Here is a 22,355-nt window from a genome sequence, read left to right on the forward strand (position 1 = left end):
TGCGGCACGTCCACCCGGCCCCGTCGCGGCTGCGTCAGTAGGTGCAGCCGGTGGTGGGCAGTGACGACGGGGCGGGGACGGAGCCGCCGTCGTAGAGGGCGAGCAGCATCCGCTGCGGGCAGCGGTTGCCGCCGTTGACCCGGATCTCCAGGTGCAGGTGCGGCCCGGTGCTGTTGCCGGTGTTGCCGGTGTAGCCGATGACCTGTCCGGCGCTGACCCGGGTCCCGGAGGCGACCGACCGGGACGACAGGTGGCAGTACTGGTAGTACGCGCCGTCGTCACCGGTGATGCCGATGCCGTAGCCGCAGCCCCCGCCGACGTGGATGACGGTGCCGGAGGTGATGGCGTACGTGGTCACGCCCGTCCAGGTGGGCAGGTCGATCGCCGGGTAGTCGTGGTGCGGGTCGTCGTACTCGCTGCGGGGCAGGACGGACCTACCGATGATGAGGCTGTAGTTGCCGCCGCCCCCGCCGCCGCCGATCAGCCACTGCCAGGTGGTCGGCCCTACGGTGGTGCCGCCGGTGAGGCCGCGGCTGGACTTGAAGCTGGTCACGGCGTTCGTGGTCGCAGTGCCCCACGCGCCGTCGACAGTGAGGCGGTAGCCGTACTTGTTGAGCGCGGTCTGCAGCGCGCGGACGGCGTTGTTGTTGGCGCCGACGTCCACGGTGACCACGAGCTTGCCCCAGGTCAGGGGGCCGACGACGCCGTCGGGAGTCAGCCCGTTCGCGGACTGGAAGGAACTCACCGCCGAGGCGGTGCCGGAGCTGTAGTAGCCGTCCACGCTCAGCGTCCGGCCGTGGTGGCGGAGCAGGAACTGGGCGGAGGTGACGTTGGCGCCGGAGGTGCCGGTGCCGAGGGTGGGCCAGGCGGGGGTGGCGGCCTGCGCGGCGGTCGGACCGACCAGGACGGCGACGGCGGCGAGCGCCGCCGCGCCGAGCCAGGTGAGCGCCCGGCGGACTCTTGTGGGCATGCGAACTCCTTGTGGGACGGGGGGTGCGAGCGGCGTCGGGGCACGCCGCATCGTCGGTGCGCGGGGGGCGGCGGGTGGGTCCGCCGACTGCCCGGGCACTCGCCGACCAGTATGGTGATGAAGATAAATATTTACAACAGCGCGAGTTTGTAAAGATGTTTTCGCCCGCCGGGGACCGCTCGTATCGACGCAAGGGAGGTCGAGGGCAATGAAACGGGCGAGCCGGCAGCCCGACGTCGACCCAGGAAACCAGGGCGTGTCTCCCGGATCTTCGCCGGCCTGCGACGGACCCGGGAGACACGCCCTAGAGGCGTCGCGGGGTCGGCGGGCGTTCGGTGCCGAAGAGCCAGGCGTCGAAGAGCTTGTCCAGCTGCCTGCCGGAGACCCGCTCGGCGTGCGCGACGAACTCCGCGGTCGTGACGTTGCCGTTGCGCTTCTCCGCCGCCCAGGTCTTCAGGATCTCGAAGAACGCCTTGTCGCCGACCGCCACCCGCAGCGCGTGCACGGTCATCCCGCCCCGCTGGTAGACCGACTCGCTGAACAGGTTCTCCTTGCCGGGTCTGCCCGGCGGGGTCCGCCAGACCCGGCTGGACGAGCCGGCGTACCGCCGGTCGAAGGCGGCCTGCGCGGTGCCGGCACCCTGGTGCTCGGCCCAGAGCCACTCGGCGTACGTGGCCAGCCCCTCGTTGAGCCAGATGTCCTCCCAGCGGGCCAGCGAGACGCTGTTGCCGAACCACTGGTGGGCCAGCTCATGGGTCACCACGCCGGTGTTCTCCCCGCCCCGGAAGAAGCCGGCGGAGTAGACCGGCCGGCTCTGCGTCTCCAACGCGTACCGGATCCGGTCGTCGGCGACGACCACCCCGCCGTACGCGGCGAACGGGTACGGCCCGAAGACGCTCTCCAGATAGTCGGCGACCTCGGTGGTGCGGGCCAGCGAGGCGTCCGCGGCGCCCTCGCCCAACCTGGTGCTGACCGCGGTGAACACCGGCCGTCCCTTGTGCTCGCCGGTTTCGACCCGGTACTCCCCGATCACCACGGTGCTGAGGTAACTGGCCATCGGAGCGGTCTCGGACCACTTCCAGGTGGTCCAGCCACCCTTGTCGCTCCTGCCTTTCGGCACCCCGTTGCTGATCGCCGCCAGTCCCTTCGGGACGGTGATCTCGACATCGTAGGCGGCCTTGTCGGAGGGGTGGTCGTTGACCGGGAACCAGGTACTCGCCGACTCCGGCTGGCCGAGCGCGATCGCGCCGTCGCCGGTGTGCAGCCAGCCGCCGTCCCCGAGCACGTCGTTGTCCAGCGGCTTCGGCTCGCCGTCGTAGACGATCTCGGCGGTGAACCCGTTGCCGGACATCAGGCCGGTGGCCGGGGTGACCACCAGTTCGTCGGCGGCACGCTCGTACCGGGCCGGCGCGCCGTCCACGGTCACCTTCCGCACGGTCAGCCCGGCCAGGTCGAGGTGGAACGCGGACAGGTCGGCCGTCGCCGTGGCCTGCACGGTGGTGGTGCCGGTGAGCCTGTCGGTCGCCGGGTCGTAGCGGACCTTCACCGTGTACCGGCCGACGTCGTAGCCGCCGTTGCCGTACGTCGGGAAGTAGGTGTCGCCGACACCGGCCGCGCCGGGCCGGAACTCCCGCGCCGTCGGCGTCGGGCTGGCCTCCACCCGCCGTTGCGGCTCCGCGTCGGTGCCGCACGCGCCGAGCCCGAGGGCCACGACCACCAGCAGACCGATGCCCCGCCGCGTCCACGCCTTGGTCACCGCCACCTCCCCGTGCCGTCCGCGGCAGCCTACCGACCGACGGTCACCGCCGGGTCACGGCAGGGCGGGCGCGGTGGCGCCGGCGAGCCAGGCGTCGAGCAGCGGGCGCAGCGGCCGGCCGGCGATCCGCTCGGCGTACGCGACGAAGTCGCCGGTGGTGGCGGTACGGTCCCGCCGCTCGGCGGTCCAGCCGCGCAGCAGGCGGAAGAAGGTCGCGTCGCCGACGGTGCGGCGCAGCGCGTGCACCGCGAGGGCGCCCCGCTGGTAGACGCCGTCGCCGAACATCTCCGCCCGGCCCGGGTCGACCGCCGGCTTCGACCAGTCGGTGACGGCGTACCGGGCCTCGAATGCCTGCTGCGCGCTCCGCCCGCCCTCGTGCTCCGCCCAGAGCCACTCGGCGTACGTGGCGAAGCCCTCGTTGAGCCAGATGTCCTGCCAGCGCGCCAGCGAGACGCTGTCACCGAACCACTGGTGGGCCAGTTCGTGCGCGACCACCGAAGGGTTCGGCCGGCCGGCACGGAAGAAACCCGGCCCGTAGACCGGCCGGGACTGCGTCTCCAACGCGTACCCGATCCGGTCGTCGGCGACCGCGATCCCCCCGTACGAGGCGAACGGGTACGGCCCGAAGCGCTCGGCGAGGAAGTCGGCGATCTCCCCGGTGCGGGCGATGGACCGGGCGGCAGGGCCGTCCGCCGGCAGGCTCGCCGCGACCGCGGTGACCATCGGCCGGCCGGCGTGGACGCCGGTCGTCACCCGGTAGTCGCCGATGACCAGGGTGCTCAGGTAGCTGGCCATCGGCACGTCCTCGCGCCAACGCCAGGTCGCCCACCCGTCCGCGCTCGTCCGCTCCCCCGGCACGCCGTTGCCCACCGCCTCGGTCCCGTCCGGGACGGTCACCTCGACGTCGTAGCGGGCCTTGTCGGAGGGGTGGTCGTTGACCGGGAACCAGGTGGCCGCCGACTCCGGCTGGCCCAGCGCGATCGCCCCGTCGGCAGTGTGCAGCCAGCCGCCGCTGCCCAGCTCGCCGTCGCGGACGGCGGTCGGCACCCCGGCGTAGGCGACCTCCACCGTGAAACCGGTGCCCCGGGGCAGCCCGCGCGCCGGGGTGACCACCAACTCGTCGCCGTCGCGGCGGTGCGTGGCCGCCGCCCCGGCGACGGTGACCTCGGAGACGTCCAGCCCGATCAGGTCCAGGTTGAACCGGGACAGCGGCGCGGTCGCGGTGGCGGTGACGCTCGCCCGCCCGGTCAGCCGGTCGGTGGCCGGGTCGTAACGCACCCGCAGCCGGTACTCCTGGACGTCGTACCCGCCGTTGCCCCGCCCCGGGACGTACGGGTCACCGGCGTCGGCCGCACCGGGCCGGAACGCGTCCCGGTCGTCTCCCGCGCCGGTGCAGCCGACCAGCACCGTCGCCGCCGCGACAGCCACGGCGAGAGCCGGCCGGATCCGGCGGGGAACACGACGCACCGGCCGAGCCTATCGGCGCGACCGGTGCGTCGGGGTGGGATCGTCGCAGGTCAGCGGTCCAGGACCAGGCCGACCTTCTGGAACTCCTTCAGGTCGCGGTAGCCGCACTTGGCCATCGCCCGGCGCAGCCCGCCGAAGAGGTTGAGCTGGCCGTCCGGCTCGTCGGCCGGGCCGAAGAGCAGCCGCTCCATCACCCCGAGCGGCTCACCGGCGGCCTCGAACGCACCACGCGGCAGCGACGGGTGGCTGGCGGCCGAGTGCCACCAGGCGCCGCCGGCCGGGGCCTCCTCGCAGAGCGACAGCGGCTCGCCGAGCATCACCGCGTCCGCGCCGCAGCCCAGCGCCTTGGCGATGTCGCCGGAGGTCTGGATGTCCCCGTCGGCGATCAGGTGCACGTACCGGCCACCGGTCTCGTCCAGGTAGTCGCGGCGGGCCGCGGCGGCGTCGGCGATCGCAGTGGCCATCGGCACCCGGATGCCGAGCACCGACTCGGTGGTGGACCAGTCGTCGCCGCCGATGCCGACGATCACGCCGGCCGCGCCGGTCCGCATCAGGTGCAGCGCCGTCTTGTAGTCGGTGCAGCCGCCGACGACCACCGGCAGGTCGAGGTCGGCGATGAACTCCTTGAGGTTCAGCGGCTCGTCCGTGGTGGAGACGTGCTCGGCCGAGACGATGGTGCCCTGGATGACGAGGATGTCCACCCCGGCGTCGAGGATCACCGGGGCCAGCGCCAGGGTGTGCTGCGGCGAGACCCGGACGGCCACCGTGCCGCCGCCGTCGCGCAGCTCGCGGACCCGCTCGGCGATGAGGTCCGGGCGGATCGGCTCGGAGTAGACCTCCTGGAGCCGCTTGGTGGCGCGGGCGTCCTCGTCCAGGCCGGCCAGTTCCTCCAGCACCTTGGTCGGGTTCTCGTACCGGGTCCAGAGGCCCTCGACGTTGAGCACCCCGAGCCCGCCGAGCTGGCCGAGCCGCACCGCCGAGGCCGGGCTCATGGTGGCGTCCGAGGGGTGCCCGACGCAGGGGATGCCGAACTGGTACGCGTCGAGCTGCCAGCCGGTGGAGACGTCGTCGACGTCCCGGGTCCGGCGGCTCGGCACGATGGCGATGTCGTCCAGGTGGTAGCCGCGCTGCGCGGTCTTGCCCAGCCCGATCTCGACCACGTCACGCATGAGGACTCCAGGTGTCTCGGGGGATGGTCAGCGGGAGTGGTAGTTGGGCGCCTCGACGGTCATCTGGACGTCGTGCGGGTGGCTCTCCTTGAGGCCGGCCGCGGTGATCCGGATGAGCTGACCCCGCTCGTGCAACTGGGCGATGGTGGCCGCGCCGCTGTAGAACATGCCCTGTCGGAGGCCGCCGGCGAGCTGGTGGACCACCTGCGCGAGCGAGCCGCGGTAGGGGACCTGCCCCTCGATCCCCTCCGGGATCAGCTTGTCGTCGGAGCTGACGTCGCCCTGGAAGTAGCGGTCCTTGGAGTACGACTTCTGCGCGCCGCGGGTCTGCATCGCGCCGAGGGAGCCCATGCCCCGGTACGACTTGTACTGCTTGCCGTTGATGAAGATCAGATCGCCGGGGCTCTCCTCGCAGCCGGCCAGCAGACTGCCGAGCATCACCGTGTCCGCGCCGGCGACCAGTGCCTTGGCGATGTCCCCGGAGTACTGCATGCCACCGTCGCCGATCACCGGCACGCCGAGCGGCCGGCAGGCCCGGGCTGCCTCCATGATGGCGGTGATCTGCGGTACGCCCACCCCGGCCACGACCCGGGTGGTGCAGATCGACCCGGGGCCGACACCCACCTTGACCGCGTCGGCTCCGGCCTCGGCGAGCGCCCTCGCCCCGGCGTACGTCGCCGAGTTGCCGCCGATGACCTGGACCTGGGTTTCCCGCTTGAGCTGGGCGATCATCTCGACGATGGCCCGGCTGTGGCCGTGGGCGACGTCGCAGACGATCACGTCGACCCCGGCGTCGATCAGGGTCCGGGCCCGCTTGTACGCCTCGTCGCCGAAACCGATGGCGGCGGCGACCCGCAGCCGGCCGGAGTCGTCCTTGGTGGCGAGCGGGAACTGCTCGCTCTTGGTGAAGTCCTTGACCGTGATCAGGCCCCGGAGCCGGCCGTCGGCGTCCACCAGCGGCAGCTTCTCGACCTTGTGCCGGCGCAGCAGCTCCAGCGCTTCGGGCTTGCTCACCCCGACCGGCGCGGTGATCAGCGGAGTCCGGGTCATGACGTCGCGGACCGGGGTGTCCAGGTCCGTGACGAACCGCATGTCGCGGTTGGTGATGATGCCGACCAGCTTTCCGGCCGCATCGGTGACCGGCAGACCGGAGATCCGGAATCGGCCGCAGAGCACGTCCACGTCCCGGACGGTGTCCTCCGGCGAACAGGTCACCGGATTGGTGATCATGCCGGACTCGGAGCGCTTCACCAGGTCGACCTGCTGGGCCTGATCCTCGATGGAGAGGTTGCGGTGCAGCACGCCGATGCCACCCTGCCGGGCCATCGCGATCGCCATCCGCGCCTCGGTCACGGTGTCCATCGCGCTGGAGACCAGCGGGAGGGCGATGTCGATCTCGCGGGTCAGCCGGGTCCGGGTGTCGATCTCGTGGGGCGCGATGTCCGACTCGGCGGGCTGGAGCAGCACGTCGTCGAAGGTGAGCCCGAGCGGGATGACCCGCGCCGAGCCGGCCGGCAGCTCCGGCAGGTGACCGCCGATCTCGCCGAGGTCGGCCCCGGTCAGCTGGTCGACGCTGGGCGAATTTTCCACGATTGCTCTCCTGAGCTGCTCGGACGGGCTTCAGCGAGGTGGCGCGCGGGCACCGGCGCACGCCGGCGTGACGGCGCGTCGTTTCATCGTACCCATGGAGCTGCGCAGCCCCCGGCGGTGCCGGCGCGCGTCGGCGACGCCACAGCAGCGGGACCGGGGGCAGGCGTCGCGGGTTCCTGAGGACTACGGTGAGGGGGTGCACGACGAGCCCATCGACCCGTTCAACGGCGACCCGGCCGATCCGGCTGCCGGCCTGCACGATCCCCGCGACGACGACGCGCTCGACCCGCTGACCGACGTCGAGCGTCAGGACGTGCTGGAGGATCTGGCCGACCTGGAGATCTACCAGGCCCTGCTGGCACCGATCGGGGTGCGCGGGCTGGTCATCGAGTGCGAGGACTGCCGGGAGCCCCACTACTTCGACTGGGACCTGCTCCGGGGCAACCTGCGCCATCTGCTCGACTCCGGCCGCCCCCGGGTGCACGAGCCGGCCTACGACCCGGATCCGGACCACTACGTCACCTGGGACTACGCGCGTGGCTACGCCGACGGCGTGCACGACACGCTGACCGAGGGGACCGAGGAGGACGACTCCGCCGACGGCTGACCGGTCGGCTCCGCGCGCCGGTGGGCTTCAGGCGACCAGGCCGGCGCGGAAGCCGGCGGCCACCGCGTGCGCCCGGTCCCGGGCGCCGAGCTTGCGGAACAGCCGGCGGGCGTGCGTCTTGACGGTGTCCTCCGAGACGAACAGCTCGCGCCCGATCTCGGCGTTGCTCTTCCCCTCTGCCATGCCGAGCAGCACCTGGAGCTCACGCTCGGTCAGCCCGACCGCGCCCCGACCACCGCGCGCGGCCGACGCGCCGCGCCGACCGGCCGGCACCGGGGTCTCCACCTCGGCGGTCTCCGCCTCCACCTCGTCGTCACCGCGCTGCACCGGCACCACCGTCGGGGCGCCGCCCGGCCCCTCACCCGGCCCGGACCAGGCCGGACCCGGCTTGTTCGGGGTACGGCCGCCGGCCGGGCGGGGCGGCGCACCGACCGCGGCGGTGTCCCGCGCCGGGTCGGTCACCCGGTTGCGGGCGGCCCGCCCGGGCCCGGAGAGCAGCAGCAGGGCCTTGGCCACCGCGCTGGTCAGGTCGTGGTCGGCGCCCTGGATCAGCCCACGGGCGCCGGCGCTGATGGTGGCCGCCGCCGCCTCGGACTCCTCCGCGCCGAGCAGCAGCACGTCGGCCTGCGGCGCGCGGGCCAGCACCCGGCGGACGAAGCCGGCGCTGTCGGGTCGGGTGAGCGCGGTGTCGGCGAGCACGACGTCGACCGGGCGCTCGGAGAGCCGCAGCATCACCTCCGGATCGGAGACGGCCGTCCGCACGACCGACGCCAGGCCGAGGCGGGCGGCCGCCGAGGTCAACTGCTGCGCGGCGAGCGGTGTTCGTACGCAGACGAGAACGGTACGCACTGTGGTCTCCTCTCCGCAGAGAGCAGACCATGGCCGGGTGCGCCGGGGAGGAGGTTCCAGGCAATCCTCCGAACTTTTCCGACATCTGGGGCATATGCCGCAAGTTGTCCGAGGTTTTCGATCACAGACGTGTGAGTCGGGGAAAGGTCGGGTACCGAGACGCCAGGCCGGAAACGGTGCGCCTGCGCGGACCGCCGCCCGGACGCCGGATGCGAACGAGAACCTCCGCGGTGCCGCGCGGGAGGAGGGGTGCTGATGTCGAACGTACGTAGACTGCCCGGACCCATCGTCGACCTCTGGGACTGGCAGCGTCTCGGTGCCTGCCGAGGTCGCGACAGCGCCCAGTTCTTCCACCCGGACGGCGAGCGCGGCTCCTCGCGGCTACGCCGCGAGTCCGGCGCCAAGGCCGTCTGCCGCGCCTGCCCGGTCCGGGCCGAGTGCGCCGCCCACGCGCTGTCCGTCCGCGAGCCGTACGGGGTGTGGGGCGGATTCAGCGAGTCGGAGCGGCTGCGGCTGCTCGCCCTCGGCTGGGAGGACCTGGCCGACCGCCGGCAGACCCGGGTCGACATCGCCCGGCTGGAGGCCCGCCTCGGCCGACCGCACAAGTCCGCCGTGCCGGACCAGCGCAAGATCGCCTGATCCCGACCGACCAGACCTCGGCGACGCCGCGTCCCGTACCCCGGGGCGCGGCGTCGCCGCGTGTCCGGAGTTCGCGCCGCCGCGTGCCGAGGCGAGGCGCCGCCGCATGCCCGGAAGCGAGGTGCCGCCGCGTGCCGGGCGGGCGGCTCAGCGGACCGTCACCTGCACGGTGTGCCAGCCGGTCGCGCCGTCCGGCTCGACCGGCCGTTCCCGCCCGGTCTGCGTCTCACCGGTGGCGTCGGTGGCCCGCACCTGGAGGGTGTGCTCGCCGGGGGTGGCGTCCCAGCGCCAGGACCACTGCACCCAGGTGTCCACCGACACGGTCGGGGCCAGCGTCGCGTCCCGCCACGGCCCGCCGTCGACGCGTACCTCGACGCGACTGACGCCACGATGCTGCGCCCAGGCCACCCCGGCCACCACGACCGGCCCGGCGGTGATCCGGTTGCGGGGGCGGGGCGTGTCGATCCGTGACTGCGTCTTCACCGGCCCCTGCGCCGACCAGCCCCGGGGCACCCAGTACGCGTCGAAGTCGGCGAAGCTTGTCAACTCCAACTCGGTCACCCACTTGCAGGCGGAGACGTAGCCGTACAGGCCCGGCACCACCATCCGGACCGGGAAGCCGTGCTCGACCGGCAGCGGCTCGCCGTTCATCCCCACCGCCAGCAGCGCGTCCCGCCCGTCGCGCAGCACCGCGGTCGGGGTGCCACAGGTCCAGCCGTCCACCGAGCGCCCCACCACCTGGTCCGCGCCCTCCTCCGGCTCCACCTCGTCGAGCAGTTCCCGGATCGGTACGCCCAGCCACCGGGCGTTGCCGATCAGGTCCCCGCCCACCTCGTTGGAGACGCAGGCCAGGGTGACGTACCGCTCGACCATCGGCCGGGCGAGCAGGTCGGCGAAGCTCAGCTCGATCGGGTTGCGTACCCGTCCGTGGATGCGCAGCCGCCAGGTCTGTGGATCCACCTGCGGCACCACCAGGGCGGTGTCGATCCGGTAGAAACCGCTGGTCGGGGTGGTGTAGGGGGCGAGCTGCGCCAGCGACAGGTCCGCACCGACCGGGACCGCCGGTGCGGCGGAGACCGGGGCGGGTAACGCGACCGCCTCGCGGGCCGCGGACACCCCCCGGCGGCCGGCCAGCCAGTGCCCGCCCAGCCCGGTCACCGCGGCCGCGCCGGCCAGCACGCCCACCCCGCGCAGGAACCGCCGCCGCGACTCGGGGGCGACCTGCTCCGGCGGCTCTCGTCCCGGCGACAGCCCGGGCCCGGCCGGGCCCGGCGCGGCCTCGTCGGCTGAGGACGGACCTGCGGTCGGGCCCGAACCGCGCGGGCCCACGACCAACGAGGACGAACCCGCGGGCGCATCCACGCCGAGCGTGGCCGACGACGGCGCGGCCGTCGGTGGCGCGGCCGTCGGTGGGCTCCACGGCCACGGGTCGACCTCCAGCGGCCCGGCGATGAACGCCCAGAGCACCAGTGCGCCCAGCCCGCCGCCGACCAGCGCCGGCAGCGCGTCGGCGGCGTCCGCGCCGGCCCGGGTCAGCGCGGCGGCCACCCCGAGGGCGGTGAAGGCCGCGATGCCGGCCAGCCCGATCCACAGCCGGCGGACGGCCAGCAGGCCGAGCAGCGCGGCGATCGCGGCCAGCAGCAGCGCCGTCCCGACCAGCAGGGCGATCTTGTCGTACGTCCCGAAGACGTCGATGGCGAACTGCTTCACCGGTTCGGGGACGACGTCCACGACGAGCCCGCCGACGGCGACCAGGGGTGCCGACCGGGGACCGGTGAGGACCGCCACCGGTTCGGCGGCGCCGATCGCGACGGCGGCGGCGGTGATACCGGCCAGCGCGGCGAGATTGCGGGGCGTGCTGCTCATCCGACCAGTCTCGTCGACCGACCGGACCCCCCACCAACTCCGTCAGCGTTCCGTAATCCCACCCCACCCCCACCTCCCCACCCCCCACCTCCGGCGCACCGCCTCCCGGCACACCGCCTCCCGGCGCACCGCCGAACTGCCGGACTGCCGGACTGCCGGACTGCCGGATTGATCAAGAGGTTTGCGTCTCACGCAAGCGCTCTCCTGGACGCAAACTTCTTGATCAACGAGCCGAGCCGGGTGGAGGGCCGACGCTGGACTGAGCCGGGCCGGGAACGCGGCCGAGACGGGTCGGGAGCGGGGCCGGGTGGGGCCCGGGGCGAAGCGGGGCCGGGAGCAGGGCCGGGTGGATACGAAACGGCGCGCCGTCCGGTGGGACGGCGCGCCGCTCGGTGCAGCGACGGGTCAGAAACCCGGGCCGTGCTGGTGGCCGTGACCGTGGCCGTGCCCACCGGCGGCGGCCGGCTCGGCCTTCTCCGGCTTCTCCACCACGAGGCTCTCGGTGGTGAGCAGCAGGCCGGCGATCGAGGCAGCGTTGGTGACCGCGTTGCGGGTCACCTTCACCGGGTCGATGATGCCGGACTTGACCAGGTCGACGTACTGGCCGGTGGCGGCGTCGAGGCCGTTGCCCCACTCCTTGCCGGCGACCTTCTGCACCACCACGTAACCGTCGTGGCCGGCGTTCTGGGCGATCCAGCGCAGCGGCTCGACCAGTGCCTTGCGCACGATCGAGACGCCGGTCTTCTCGTCACCGGTGAAACCCAGGTCGTCGGCGAGCACCGGGAGGATCTGGGCCAGGGCGGCACCGCCGCCGGGGACCGTACCCTCCTCGACCGCGGCCTTGGTCGCGGCGATGGCGTCCTCGATGCGGTGCTTGCGCTCCTTCATCTCGACCTCGGTCGCCGCGCCCACCTTGATGACCGCGATGCCGCCGGAGAGCTTCGCCAGCCGCTCGGCCAGCTTTTCCCGGTCCCACTCGGAGTCCGAGGCCTCGATCTCCTTGCGGATCTGCGCGACCCGGTCGGCGACCTCGGAGGCCTGGCCGCCACCGTCGACGACAGTGGTGTTCTCCTTGTCGACCACGACGCGCCGGGCGGTGCCGAGCACCTCCAGGCCGACCTGGTCGAGCTTGTAGCCCAGCTCCGGGGCGACCAGTTCGGCACCGGTCAGGATCGCCATGTCCTGCAGCATCGCCTTGCGACGGTCACCGAAGCCGGGGGCCTTCACCGCGCAGACCTTGAGGGTCTTACGGATCGAGTTGACCACCAGGGTCGACAGCGCCTGGCCGTCGACGTCCTCGGCGATGATCAGCAGCGGCTTGCTGTTCTGGAGGACCTTCTCCAGCAGCGGCAGCAGCTCCTCGATCGCCGAGATCTTCTGCGTGGTGATGAGGATGTACGGGTCCTCCAGGACCGACTCCTGCGACTCCACGTCGGTGACGAAGTTCGGTGAGATGAAGCCCTTGTCGAACTGGAGACCCTCGGTCACGTCCAGCTCGGTGGTGAGGGCGGAGCCCTCCTCGACGGTGATGACACCGTCGCGGCCGACCTTCTCCATCGCCTCGGCGATCAGCTCGCCGATGGCGGCGTCCTGCGCGGAGATCGTCGCGACATGCGCGATCGACTTCTTGTCGGCCACCTCGACGGCCCGGTCGAGCAGCGCCTCGGAGACCTTGGTGGCCGCCGCGTCGATGCCCCGCTTGAGACCGGACGGGTTCGCCCCGGCGGTCACGTTGCGCAGGCCCTCGCGGACCATGGCCTGGGCCAGCACGGTGGCGGTGGTGGTCCCGTCGCCGGCGACGTCGTTGGTCTTCGTCGCCACCTCCTTGACCAGCTGCGCGCCGAGGTTCTCGTACGGGTTGGTGAGCTCGATCTCCTTGGCGATGGTCACGCCGTCGTTGGTGATCGTGGGCGCACCGAATTTCTTGTCCAGGACGACGTTGCGCCCGCGCGGGCCGAGGGTGACCTTGACCGCGTCCGCGAGGGCGTTGACACCGTGCTCCAGCAGGTGCCGGGCGTCGTCCGAGAAGCTCAGGATCTTCGCCATCTGTATCCCTTCGAAGCGACGTTGCCCCGGCCCGGCGAGCCGGACCGGGGCAACGACACTGATCGGTTGCTTACTTCTCGATGACCGCGAGGACGTCGCGGGCGGAGAGCACCAGGTACTCCTCGCCGGCGTACTTGACCTCGGTGCCGCCGTACTTCGAGTACAGGACGGTGTCGCCGACCTTCACGTCGACCGGCACGCGGTTGCCCTTGTCGTCGATCCGGCCCGGGCCGACAGCGAGGACGGTGCCCTCCTGCGGCTTCTCCTTGGCGGTGTCAGGGATCACGATGCCCGAGGCGGTGGTGGTCTCGGCCTCGTTCGCCTGGACCACGATGCGGTCCTCGAGCGGCTTGATCGCAACCTTGGTCGCGGTAGTCACGGGCATACCCTCCTGGGGTACTTGGTGTCGTTACCGGTCGGCACGCCGACCAGCGTCAATCTGCCACATGCCACCGGGCGGGGCCGTCGTCGCGGGTGCCGGTCCGCCTGGCGTTCAGCCACCGGACCTGACGGCCCGGAAGCTGGCACCCTCAGGGTGAGAGTGCTAATCGCAGGTTATTCCTCGGCTAGCACTCCGTCAAGGAGAGTGCCAACGCGCCGGTGTCGTGTCACCCCGCCGGGCACGCTTGGCCAGCACCCGGCACTGTGGTCCGACGGCGCGCCTCGACGGCCCGGCACCGTGTCCACCATCCGACCGATCGAGACGGTTAACTGTGCTGGCACCGTGTGGTTACGCTCGGCACCCAGCCGATCCGGAGGTCCGCGGTGAGCATCATCGTCGAAGGTGCGGTCGGCCGACAGCCGGGACCGGACAACCCGACCCGGCGCGCTGCGGTGGCCCGCCGGACCGCCGTCGCCGCCGGCGCCGGCCTCAGCCTCGCCGCCGTCGGCACGGCGCTGTCGTCACCCGTGGCGCCGACCGGCTGGATCACCGGGGCGCTGCACAGCTTCGGTGTGCTGCTCATCGTCGCCGGCTTCGTCGTCTCCGCCCGCTCGGCGGCACCCCGGATCGGCTGGCTGATGGTCTGTTGCGGAGGCCTCTACCACCTGGGTGACCTGAGGGCCAGCGAGCAGCCGTGGCTCTTCATGGTCGGCTTCTGCCTGGCCTACCTCTGGACGGCGGTACTGGCGCACATCGCCCTGGCCCTGCCAACCGGTCGGGTCGACGACGCGGTCAGCCGCGCCCTGGTCGTCGCCTCCTACCTGGCGGCGGTCGGCACCCAGGTAGGCCGGTTCGTCGCCGAACGCCCGCAGCCGCCCTGGTGGTGGAACCTCACCCCGCCGCCGACCTCGCCCTGGGCCACCATCGGCAGCCTGACCTACGCGGCACTGACCCTCGCCGTGCTGGTGGTGGTCGCCCGTCGCTGGGTGACCTCCACCCGGCTGCGGCGGAGACCCGCCGGACCGATCTGGGCGGCCACCATGGTGCTCGGCGCGGCCGGTCTCACCGTGGCGGTGGCCGCGCGGGTCGGCGCGCCGCCGGCGGTCCATGTCGGCACGCTGGCCACCGCGCTCACCCTCGACCTGCTGGTCATCCCGCTGGTGGCGCTCACCCGACGGATCCGCTCCACCCGGGCCCAGAGCCACGCCGCCCGGGTCCTGCTGGGACTGGACGGCCGGCAGCTCCCCCACCCGGCGAGGCTGGGCCGGACGCTCGCCGAGGCGGTCGGCGATCCGGCGCTGCGCGTCACGTACCCGCAGGGCGGAGGAGCGCTCTGCGCCCATGGGGACCTGACGCCGCCGGCCCGGGAAGCCGGGCAGGCGGTCACCGCCATCCGGCGACACGGTGCCGTGATCGCCCGGATCATCCATGACGAGGCCCTGAACGAGCAGCTCGACGTGACCCGGACCGCCTTCGGAATCGCCGGCCTGGCGATCGAGAACGCCATCCTTTACCGGGCGCAACAGGCACGGATCGAGGAGCTGCGCCACTCCCGACTCCGGGTCTCGACGGCGGGCTTCGAGGAGCGGCGACGCATCCAACGGGACCTGCATGACGGGGCGCAGCAGCAGCTGTACGCGGTGCTGATGCTGCTCGACACGATCCGCGACGCGCCGGCCGCCGGCGTACCGGCCGAACTCCACCGGATCCGCGCGACCGCCGGGCGAGCCCACCTGCTGCTCCGGGACGCGATCAGCGGACTGCAGCAGCTGACCCAGGGCATCTATCCGGCGGCGCTGCTCGGGCACGGGCTCGCCGGCGCCGTAGGGCTGCTCGCCGAGGTCGCCCCCGTGCCGCTCGACGTCCGGGTGCCGTCGCGACGCTGGCCCCGGCACGTCGAGGTCACCGCGTACTTCTTCATCGCCGAAGGGGTCGCCAACGCGTACAAGCACGCACGGGCCGAACGGGTCACCGTGGTCGCCGAGGAGCGCGGCCCACGGCTCCACGTCGAGGTCACCGACGACGGGGACGGGGGCGCGACGGCGCGGCCGGGCTCCGGGCTGAGCGGACTACGGGACCGGATCGCCGCGGTGGGCGGCGACCTGACCATCGCCAGCCCCGCGGGCGGCGGCACCCGACTCGCCGCGACCCTGGCCTTGGAGGAACCGTGCGGATAGGGATCGTCGAGGACCAGCCACTGCTGCGTACCGCACTGGCGGAGGTGCTCTCCGCGCGCGGCATGGCCGTGGTCGGCGTCGCCGGTGACCCTGCCGAGGCGCTGCGGCTCGGCGACCGGGAACGGCCCGACGTGATGCTGCTGGACATCCGGCTGCCACCCACCTTCGTCGACGAGGGGCTCCAGATCGCGGAGGCGATGCGGCGCCGGCATCCGACGGTGGGTCTGCTCGTCCTCTCGTCGCACGCCGAGGTCGCCTTCGCCCAACGGCTGCTCAGCATGGAGGAGGACACTCGCGGCGTGGGCTACCTGCTCAAGGAGCGGGTCGGCGAGGTGGCCGAGCTGGCCGACGCCGTACGCCGGGTGGCCGGTGGGGAAGTGATCGTCGACCGTTGCCTGATCCAGCGGTTGATGGCCCGGCCCCGGCTCGGTGACCCGCTGGACCGGCTGAGCCCACACGAGCGTCGGGTCCTGGCGCTGGTCGCCGAAGGGCGGTCGAACCTGGGCATCGCCGAGCAGATGGGCTGTCAGGTCGGCACCGTGGAGAAGCATCTCTCGGCGATCACCGGCAAGCTCCGCCTGATCCCCGGCGACGCCCGCGCCCGCCGGGGGATCAACGTCCGGGTCCTGGCGACGCTCGCCTTCCTCGGCGGCACCGGAACCGGCTGACCGCCACCCGGTTTACCCACCTTCGGGCCTGCGGTTCCCCGACCCGCAAAGCCCGGCAATCCCGGTGTCCCGGACGACCTCCGGGGCGCAGCCTTGACCTGGGTACCCCCACCAGAGAAAGGACCCCGACATGGGCATCCGCTTTCCCCGCCTCAGGACCCTGGTGCTGTTCGTCGCCACCAGCATGCTGGCGACGCTCGGCGTCACCGTCCTGGCAACGCCGGCCAGCGCCGGGCGGATCGGTAGCTGCGCCAGCCTGAGGAGCTTCACCCTCGTCTTCCAGACCGGCGGGGACGACCTGCGCGGCAACTCGGAGGTCATCCCCTTCCTGCGGACCGCCTCCGGCGACGTCGAGCTGCAACACGTCTGGGGCGGCTTCGCCAACAACAGCTCCAACTCCCGGACGGTCACCTTCATCAACCCGAACTGGGCGGTCAACTCCTGCTCCGTGACCGGGGCGAAGCTGCGGATGATCTCCCACCCGGAGTGGTACGAGGGCACCGACGACTGGAACATGGACGGCTTCAGCCTCTACGGGTACTCCTCGACCGGCAGCTACCGGTACCACATGTCGGCCAGCGGCGCCCCGCTCAAGCGCTTCACCAACACCGACCAGTGGTGGTCGATGCTCGGCTGACGTTCCCGCGACACGGGTGGCGACCGGTGACGGTCGCCACCCCCGCGCGTCCGGGCCCGGACCGGTTCCGTACCGGGCCGCACCGGCCTGCCGCACAATGGCGCGGTGGAACTCGACCAACTGGCCGCGCTGCGTACCCCCGAGGGGTCGGCCGCGCTCGCCGCGGCGACCGAGGTGGCCGGCGGCGACCCGCTGACCGCGGCGGCCGCGCTGCGCGCCACCGGGGTCCCCGCCGGGCTGTCCGCCGCCGCGCTGACCCAGGCCGAGCTGCGCCGCCGGGCGGTCGGCAAGTTCGGCCCGGAGGCCGCCGGGATGTTCCTCACCCGGGCCGGGCTGGAGCAGGCCACCCGCCGCCCGGTGGCCGACCGGCGGGCCGCGCGGTTGCGCGCCGCCGGGGTGACCACCCTCGCCGACCTGGGTTGCGGCCTCGGGGCCGACGCGCTCGCCGCCGCCCGTGCCGGCATCCGGGTGTACGGCGTGGAGGCCGACCCGGTCACCGCCGCGATGGCCGCCGGGAACGCCGAGGCGGCGGGGCTGGCCGGACTGTTCACCGTCCAGGTCGGCGACGCGACCGCGTTCGACGTGACCCGGGTCGAGGGCGTGTTCTGCGATCCGGCGCGGCGGAGGGCCGGCACCGGGCGGCGGATCTTCGACCCGAACTCCTACTCCCCGCCCTGGGACTTCGTCACCGGTCTCGCCGCACGGGTGCCGCGCACGGTGGTGAAGGTGGCCCCCGGCATCGACCACGCGCTGATCCCGGCCGGCGCGGAGGCGGAGTGGGTCAGCGTGGACGGCGACCTGGTGGAGGCGGCGCTCTGGTGCGGCCGGCTGGCCGAGGTGCCCCGCCGGGCCACTCTGCTGCGCGGCGACGCCGTGCACACCCTCACCGGCGCGGGGGCGACGGAGGCGCCCGTCGGCCCCACCCGCCGCTTCCTGTACGACCCGGACCCGGCCGTGGTCCGTGCGCACCTGGTCGCCGAACTGGCCGACACCCTCGGCGCCACGCTGGCCGACCCGAGCATCGCCTACCTGTACGCGGACCGCCCGACGGCCACCCCGTTCGCCCGCTGCCTGGAGGTCACCGACGTGCTGCCGTTCTCGCTCAAGCGGCTGCGCGCCCTGCTGCGGGAGCGCCGGGTGGGCCGGTTGGAGATCCTCAAGCGGGGCTCGGCGCTGGAGCCGGAAAAGCTGCGCCGCGACCTCAAACTGGCCGGCGACACCGCCGCCAGCCTGGTGCTGACCCGGGTGGCCGGCGCGCCCACGGTGCTGGTCTGCCGACCCGTGCCGACGACCTGACGGGTCGGTGCCGGGCCGGGATACGCCGTCCGACGCCGGCGGGGCGGCCTGCGCGCAGATCGGCGTCGCCACGCGGGACGTGATTCCGGCTGGCCGGGTGGTGGCCACCGGGTTAGCTTGACGGGCATGGCGGGACAGGGCACTCCGGCGACGGCGCTGCTGGCGAAGCGGAAGATCGCATACCGCACCCATCCGTACGACGTCTCCCCGGACGCCCCGAACTACGGCGCCCTGGTCGCGGCGGCGATCGGGGCGCCGCCGGAGCGGGTCTTCAAGTCGCTGGTCACCGTGGTCGACGGCGCGCTCACCGTGGCGGCCGTCCCGGTCACCGGGGAACTGGACCTCAAGGCGCTCGCGGCGGCGGTCGGTGGCAAGCGCGCCGCCATGGCGGACCGCACGGTGGCAGAGCGGGCCACCGGCTACGTCCGGGGTGGGATCAGCCCGCTCGGCCAGCGCAGACGCCTGCCAACCGTGCTGGACTCCTCCGCCCTGGCCCACGACACCATCTACGTCTCCGCCGGCCGGCGCGGCCTCCAGCTCGAACTGGCCCCAACCGACCTGATCTCCCTCACCAACGCCACCCCCGCCCCCATAGCCACCCCCTCCTGACCCACCCCGCCCACCCTCCCACCTCCCCCCTCCCACCCACCTCGTTGATCATGAAGTTATTGCCACGACACACCGGGACGCAGGGCAACAACTTCATGATCAACGGGATCGTCGGGGTGGGGGCAGCGCTCTGGAGAGAGCGTTTGCTGGGTGGGTGTCGGGTGGATGACTTCCGCGTTGCTGAATTGTTACCGCCGCCAACAAACTTCTGACCTCGACAGTCTTGCGCGTGGCGTGTGACCGGGAATACGTTGCCGGACACAACAAACACCGACCACTACTCCCCACCCCGAAAGGACCCGTGCTCATGCGCAAGGGCTTCCTCACCTTCGCCACCGTGGGCCTGCTGGCCACCGGCAGCATGGCCGCCTGTGGCGACGACTCCGGCAGCAACGAGGCCGGCTCCGACGCCAAGAAGCCGAAGATCGGCGTGATCCTTCCGGACAGCAAGTCCTCCGCCCGTTGGGAAGGCGCGGACCGCAAGTTCCTGGAGGAGGCCTTCAAGGCCGCCGACGTCGACTACGACATCCAGAACGCGCAGGGCGACAAGAACGCCTTCCAGACCATCGCCGACCAGATGATCACCGGCGGCGTCACCGCCCTGATGATCGTCAACCTGGACGACGGCACCGGGAAGGCCGTGCTCGACAAGGCCAAGTCGCAGGGCGTCGGCACCATCGACTACGACCGGCTCACCCTGGGCGGCTCCGCGCAGTACTACGTCAGCTTCGACAACGAGGCCGTCGGCAAGCTGCAGGGTGAGGGTCTGGCCAAGTGCCTGACCGACAAGGGCGTCCAGAACCCGTCGATCGCCTACCTCAACGGCTCGCCGACCGACAACAACGCCACCCTGTTCAAGAACGGCTACGACTCGGTGCTCAAGCCGAAGTTCGACGCCAAGGAGTACACCCTGGTCGCCGACGACGCCGTGCCGGCCTGGGACAACGCCCAGGCCGCCACGATCTTCGAGCAGCAGCTCACCAAGACCGGCGGGAAGATCGACGGCGTGCTCGCCGCCAACGACGGCCTCGGCAACGCGGCCATCTCGGTGCTGAAGAAGAACAAGCTCAACGGCAAGGTCCCGGTCACCGGCCAGGACGCCACCCCGCAGGGCCTGCAGAACATCCTCGCCGGCGACCAGTGCATGACGGTCTACAAGGCGATCAAGGAGGAGGCGAAGGCCGCCTCCGAGCTGGCCATCGCGGTCGCCAAGGGCGAGAAGAAGGAGACCGGGCAGACGGTCAGGGACCCGAAGGGCAACCGCGACGTGCCCTCCGTCCTGCTCACCCCGAAGGCGATCTACAAGGAGAACGTCTCCGAGGTCATCGCCGACGGCTTCGTCACGAAGGACGAGGTCTGCACCGGGGCGTACGCCAAGCTCTGCGCCGACGCCGGCATCAGCTGACCCGTACCGTCCCACCCCGCTCCCGGCGGCGCCGCCCGGCACGGTGACAACCGTGCCGGGCGGCGCCCCGCCACCGGACGGGCTCCGACCTCCCTCCGTGCAAAGGAGACCCCCGTGTCCGCGACCCCCCTGCTGGAACTACGCGGGATCGACAAGAGCTTCGGTCCCGTCCAGGTGCTCCGCGACGTCGCCTTCACCGCCCACCCCGGTGAGGTGACCGCGCTGGTCGGCGACAACGGCGCCGGCAAGTCGACCCTGGTCAAGTGCATCAGCGGCATCCACCCCACCGACGACGGCGAGTTCCTCTTCGAGGGCCGGCCGGTGAGCATCAACAGCCCCCGCGACGCCGCCGCGCTCGGCATCGAGGTCGTCTACCAGGACCTCGCGCTCTGCGACAACCTCGACATCGTGCAGAACATGTTCCTCGGCCGGGAGAAGCGCAGCGGGCTGGTGCTCGACGAGCCGACCATGGAGCAGATGGCCGCCGAGACGCTCGCCGGGCTCAGCGTCCGGACGGTGAAGTCGCTGCGCCAGCACGTCTCCAGCCTCTCCGGGGGCCAGCGCCAGACCGTGGCCATCGCCAAGGCGGTGCTCTGGAACAGCAAGCTGGTCATCCTCGACGAGCCGACCGCCGCGCTCGGCGTCGCACAGACCGCCCAGGTGCTGGAGCTGGTCCGCCGGCTCGCCGACAAGGGCCTGGCCGTGGTGCTCATCTCGCACAACATGAACGACGTCTTCGCCGTCTCCGACCGGATCGCCGCGCTCTACCTGGGCCAGATGGTCGCGCAGGTGAGGACCACCGACATCACCCACTCGCAGGTGGTCGAGCTGATCACCGCCGGCCGCTCCGGCAACCTCGGCCTCGTCGAGGCGGGCGCGGGCAGCGCCGGAACCGCCACGGGGTCCACCGACACCACCTCGGGAGCCGTCCGATGACCACCACAGCCGTCAAGAAGGAGGGCCCGGCCCCCGTCGCGCCGGCGCCCACGGTGGGCAACCACATCCGCGACTACGTCAGCCGGGTACGCGGCGGCGACATCGGCGCGCTCCCGGCGGTACTCGGCCTGGTCGTGCTCTGCACGGTCTTCGCCGTCATGCGGCCGTCGTTCCTCACCGCCGGCAACTTCGCCAACCTGTTCACCCAGGGCGCGGCGGTCACCCTGATCGCGATGGGTCTGGTCTTCGTCCTGCTGCTCGGCGAGATCGACCTCTCGGCCGGCTTCGCCAGCGGCGTCTGCGCGGCCATCCTGGCCAACGTCGCCACCGTGCTCGGCTACCCCTGGTACGTGGCCGTGCTCGCCGCCATCGCCACCGGCGTGGTGATCGGCACGACGCTCGGCGTCCTGGTCGCGAAGATCGGCATCCCGTCCTTCGTGGTCACCCTCGCCGGCTTCCTCGCCTTCCAGGGCATCGTGCTGATGCTGATGGACGACGGCGCGAACATCTCCATCCGCGACCAGACCCTGGTCGCGATCGCCAATCGCAACCTGCCACCGGTCCTCGGCTGGTCCCTGGCCGCCGCCGCTGTGGCCGGGTACGCCGCCGTGCAGCTGCTGCGGTACCGCAACCGGGCCGCCCGCGGCCTGCTCACCGACCCGATCACGGTGGTGGCCGCCCGGATCGGCGCGCTGGCGCTGATCCTCGGCGTCGCGGTCTACATCCTCAACCTGGAGCGCAGCCGCAACGTCCTGTTCACCTCGCTCAAGGGCGTGCCGATCGTGGTGCCGATCATCGCGATCCTGCTGGTCCTCTGGACGTTCGTGCTCCAGCGCACCAGCTACGGCCGGCACGTCTACGCGGTCGGCGGCAACTCCGAGGCCGCCCGCCGGGCCGGCATCAACGTCGACCGGATCCGGATCTCGGTCTTCGTGATCTGCTCCTCGATGGCCGCCGTCGGTGGCATCGTGGCCGCCAGCCGGGCCAACTCCGTCGACCCGAACACCGGTGGCAGTAACGTACTGCTCTACGCCGTCGGCGCGGCGGTGATCGGCGGTACCAGCCTTTTCGGCGGCAAGGGCCGAGTCCTCGACGCGGTGCTCGGCGGTGCCGTGGTCGCGGTCATCGACAACGGCATGGGCCTGATGGGTTACAGCTCGGGAGTCAAGTACGTGGTGACGGGTGTGGTGCTGCTCCTCGCGGCCAGCGTCGACGCGCTGTCGCGGCGTCGCTCCGCCGCCGCAGGCACCCGTTGACGCCCGGCCGACGCTGAGCAGCGGGGACAC

The 22,355-nt window shown here is 72.4% G+C and carries 19 protein-coding genes; 10 read left to right on the top strand and 9 right to left on the bottom strand.

The window, feature by feature from the left end:
* Positions 1-34 precede the first annotated feature (34 nt).
* From GA0070560_RS01310 to guaB, 5 genes are all read right to left on the bottom strand, one after another.
* Positions 35-970, bottom strand: coding sequence for a peptidoglycan-binding protein (locus GA0070560_RS01310; RefSeq protein ID WP_091290189.1), 936 nt, complete (start codon positions 968-970; stop codon positions 35-37).
* Positions 971-1,274: 304 nt separating this feature from the next.
* Positions 1,275-2,726: a M1 family metallopeptidase gene (locus GA0070560_RS01315; protein ID WP_425412588.1), complete on the bottom strand. Its 1,452-nt coding sequence runs from the start codon at positions 2,724-2,726 to the stop codon at positions 1,275-1,277.
* Positions 2,727-2,780: 54 nt separating this feature from the next.
* Positions 2,781-4,193, bottom strand: a complete 1,413-nt coding sequence (locus GA0070560_RS01320; RefSeq protein ID WP_091290190.1) for a M1 family metallopeptidase — start codon at positions 4,191-4,193, stop codon at positions 2,781-2,783.
* Positions 4,194-4,243: 50 nt separating this feature from the next.
* Positions 4,244-5,362, bottom strand: coding sequence for a GuaB3 family IMP dehydrogenase-related protein (locus GA0070560_RS01325; protein WP_091290191.1), 1,119 nt, complete (start codon positions 5,360-5,362; stop codon positions 4,244-4,246).
* A gap of 27 nt (positions 5,363-5,389) precedes the next feature.
* Complete coding sequence (gene guaB, locus GA0070560_RS01330) at positions 5,390-6,952, bottom strand: IMP dehydrogenase (RefSeq protein WP_091290192.1); 1,563 nt, start codon at positions 6,950-6,952, stop codon at positions 5,390-5,392.
* Between the two features lie 196 nt (positions 6,953-7,148).
* Here guaB and GA0070560_RS01335 point away from each other — a divergent pair, with 196 nt between their 5' ends.
* Positions 7,149-7,559: a DUF5319 domain-containing protein gene (locus tag GA0070560_RS01335; protein ID WP_091290193.1), complete on the top strand. Its 411-nt coding sequence runs from the start codon at positions 7,149-7,151 to the stop codon at positions 7,557-7,559.
* A 27-nt stretch (positions 7,560-7,586) separates the two neighbouring features.
* On the opposite strand, the gene GA0070560_RS01340 is transcribed toward GA0070560_RS01335, so the two are convergent.
* Positions 7,587-8,408 (bottom strand): helix-turn-helix transcriptional regulator, encoded by an 822-nt coding sequence (locus tag GA0070560_RS01340; protein WP_091290194.1) that lies wholly within the window; start codon positions 8,406-8,408, stop codon positions 7,587-7,589.
* Between the two features lie 255 nt (positions 8,409-8,663).
* On the opposite strand from GA0070560_RS01340, the gene GA0070560_RS01345 reads away from it, so the two are divergent.
* The gene (locus GA0070560_RS01345) at positions 8,664-9,047 is read left to right on the top strand and encodes a WhiB family transcriptional regulator (protein WP_091290851.1); all 384 of its coding nucleotides are present in this window, start codon (positions 8,664-8,666) and stop codon (positions 9,045-9,047) included.
* Positions 9,048-9,194: 147 nt separating this feature from the next.
* On the opposite strand, the gene GA0070560_RS01350 is transcribed toward GA0070560_RS01345, so the two are convergent.
* The 3 genes from GA0070560_RS01350 to groES form a co-directional block, all read right to left on the bottom strand.
* Entirely contained in the window at positions 9,195-10,913 is a 1,719-nt protein-coding gene (locus GA0070560_RS01350; RefSeq protein WP_091290195.1) for a molybdopterin-dependent oxidoreductase, read from the bottom strand.
* Positions 10,914-11,318: 405 nt separating this feature from the next.
* Positions 11,319-12,959: a chaperonin GroEL gene (gene groL, locus GA0070560_RS01355; RefSeq protein WP_091290196.1), complete on the bottom strand. Its 1,641-nt coding sequence runs from the start codon at positions 12,957-12,959 to the stop codon at positions 11,319-11,321.
* Between the two features lie 70 nt (positions 12,960-13,029).
* Positions 13,030-13,344: a co-chaperone GroES gene (groES, locus tag GA0070560_RS01360; protein WP_088998427.1), complete on the bottom strand. Its 315-nt coding sequence runs from the start codon at positions 13,342-13,344 to the stop codon at positions 13,030-13,032.
* Positions 13,345-13,724: 380 nt separating this feature from the next.
* Here groES and GA0070560_RS01365 point away from each other — a divergent pair, with 380 nt between their 5' ends.
* From GA0070560_RS01365 to GA0070560_RS01400, 8 genes are all read left to right on the top strand, one after another.
* On the top strand, positions 13,725-15,518 hold the full coding sequence (locus tag GA0070560_RS01365) for a sensor histidine kinase (RefSeq protein WP_091290197.1): 1,794 nt from the start codon (positions 13,725-13,727) through the stop codon (positions 15,516-15,518).
* Entirely contained in the window at positions 15,509-16,186 is a 678-nt protein-coding gene (locus tag GA0070560_RS01370) for a response regulator transcription factor (protein ID WP_091290198.1), read from the top strand. The genes GA0070560_RS01365 and GA0070560_RS01370 overlap by 10 nt, the downstream gene beginning before the upstream one ends.
* 130 nt (positions 16,187-16,316) lie before the next feature.
* Positions 16,317-16,823 (top strand): hypothetical protein, encoded by a 507-nt coding sequence (locus tag GA0070560_RS01375; RefSeq protein ID WP_091290199.1) that lies wholly within the window; start codon positions 16,317-16,319, stop codon positions 16,821-16,823.
* 105 nt (positions 16,824-16,928) lie between these two features.
* Complete coding sequence (locus GA0070560_RS01380) at positions 16,929-18,119, top strand: THUMP-like domain-containing protein (protein WP_091290200.1); 1,191 nt, start codon at positions 16,929-16,931, stop codon at positions 18,117-18,119.
* Between the two features lie 126 nt (positions 18,120-18,245).
* A complete protein-coding gene (gene ybaK / locus GA0070560_RS01385) occupies positions 18,246-18,728 on the top strand; it encodes a Cys-tRNA(Pro) deacylase (protein WP_091290202.1) in 483 nt (160 codons plus the stop codon).
* A 307-nt stretch (positions 18,729-19,035) separates the two neighbouring features.
* Entirely contained in the window at positions 19,036-20,133 is a 1,098-nt protein-coding gene (locus tag GA0070560_RS01390) for a sugar ABC transporter substrate-binding protein (protein ID WP_091290203.1), read from the top strand.
* Between the two features lie 114 nt (positions 20,134-20,247).
* A complete protein-coding gene (locus tag GA0070560_RS01395; RefSeq protein WP_091290204.1) occupies positions 20,248-21,069 on the top strand; it encodes an ATP-binding cassette domain-containing protein in 822 nt (273 codons plus the stop codon).
* Positions 21,066-22,325 carry a sugar ABC transporter permease gene (locus tag GA0070560_RS01400; protein ID WP_091290206.1) on the top strand — a complete coding sequence of 420 codons (1,260 nt, stop codon included), beginning with the start codon at positions 21,066-21,068 and terminating at the stop codon, positions 22,323-22,325. Before GA0070560_RS01395 ends, GA0070560_RS01400 begins: the two co-directional genes overlap by 4 nt.
* The last annotated feature ends 30 nt before the right edge of the window (positions 22,326-22,355 follow it).

This window comes from Micromonospora halophytica (genome assembly GCF_900090245.1).
Lineage (GTDB): Bacteria > Actinomycetota > Actinomycetes > Mycobacteriales > Micromonosporaceae > Micromonospora > Micromonospora halophytica.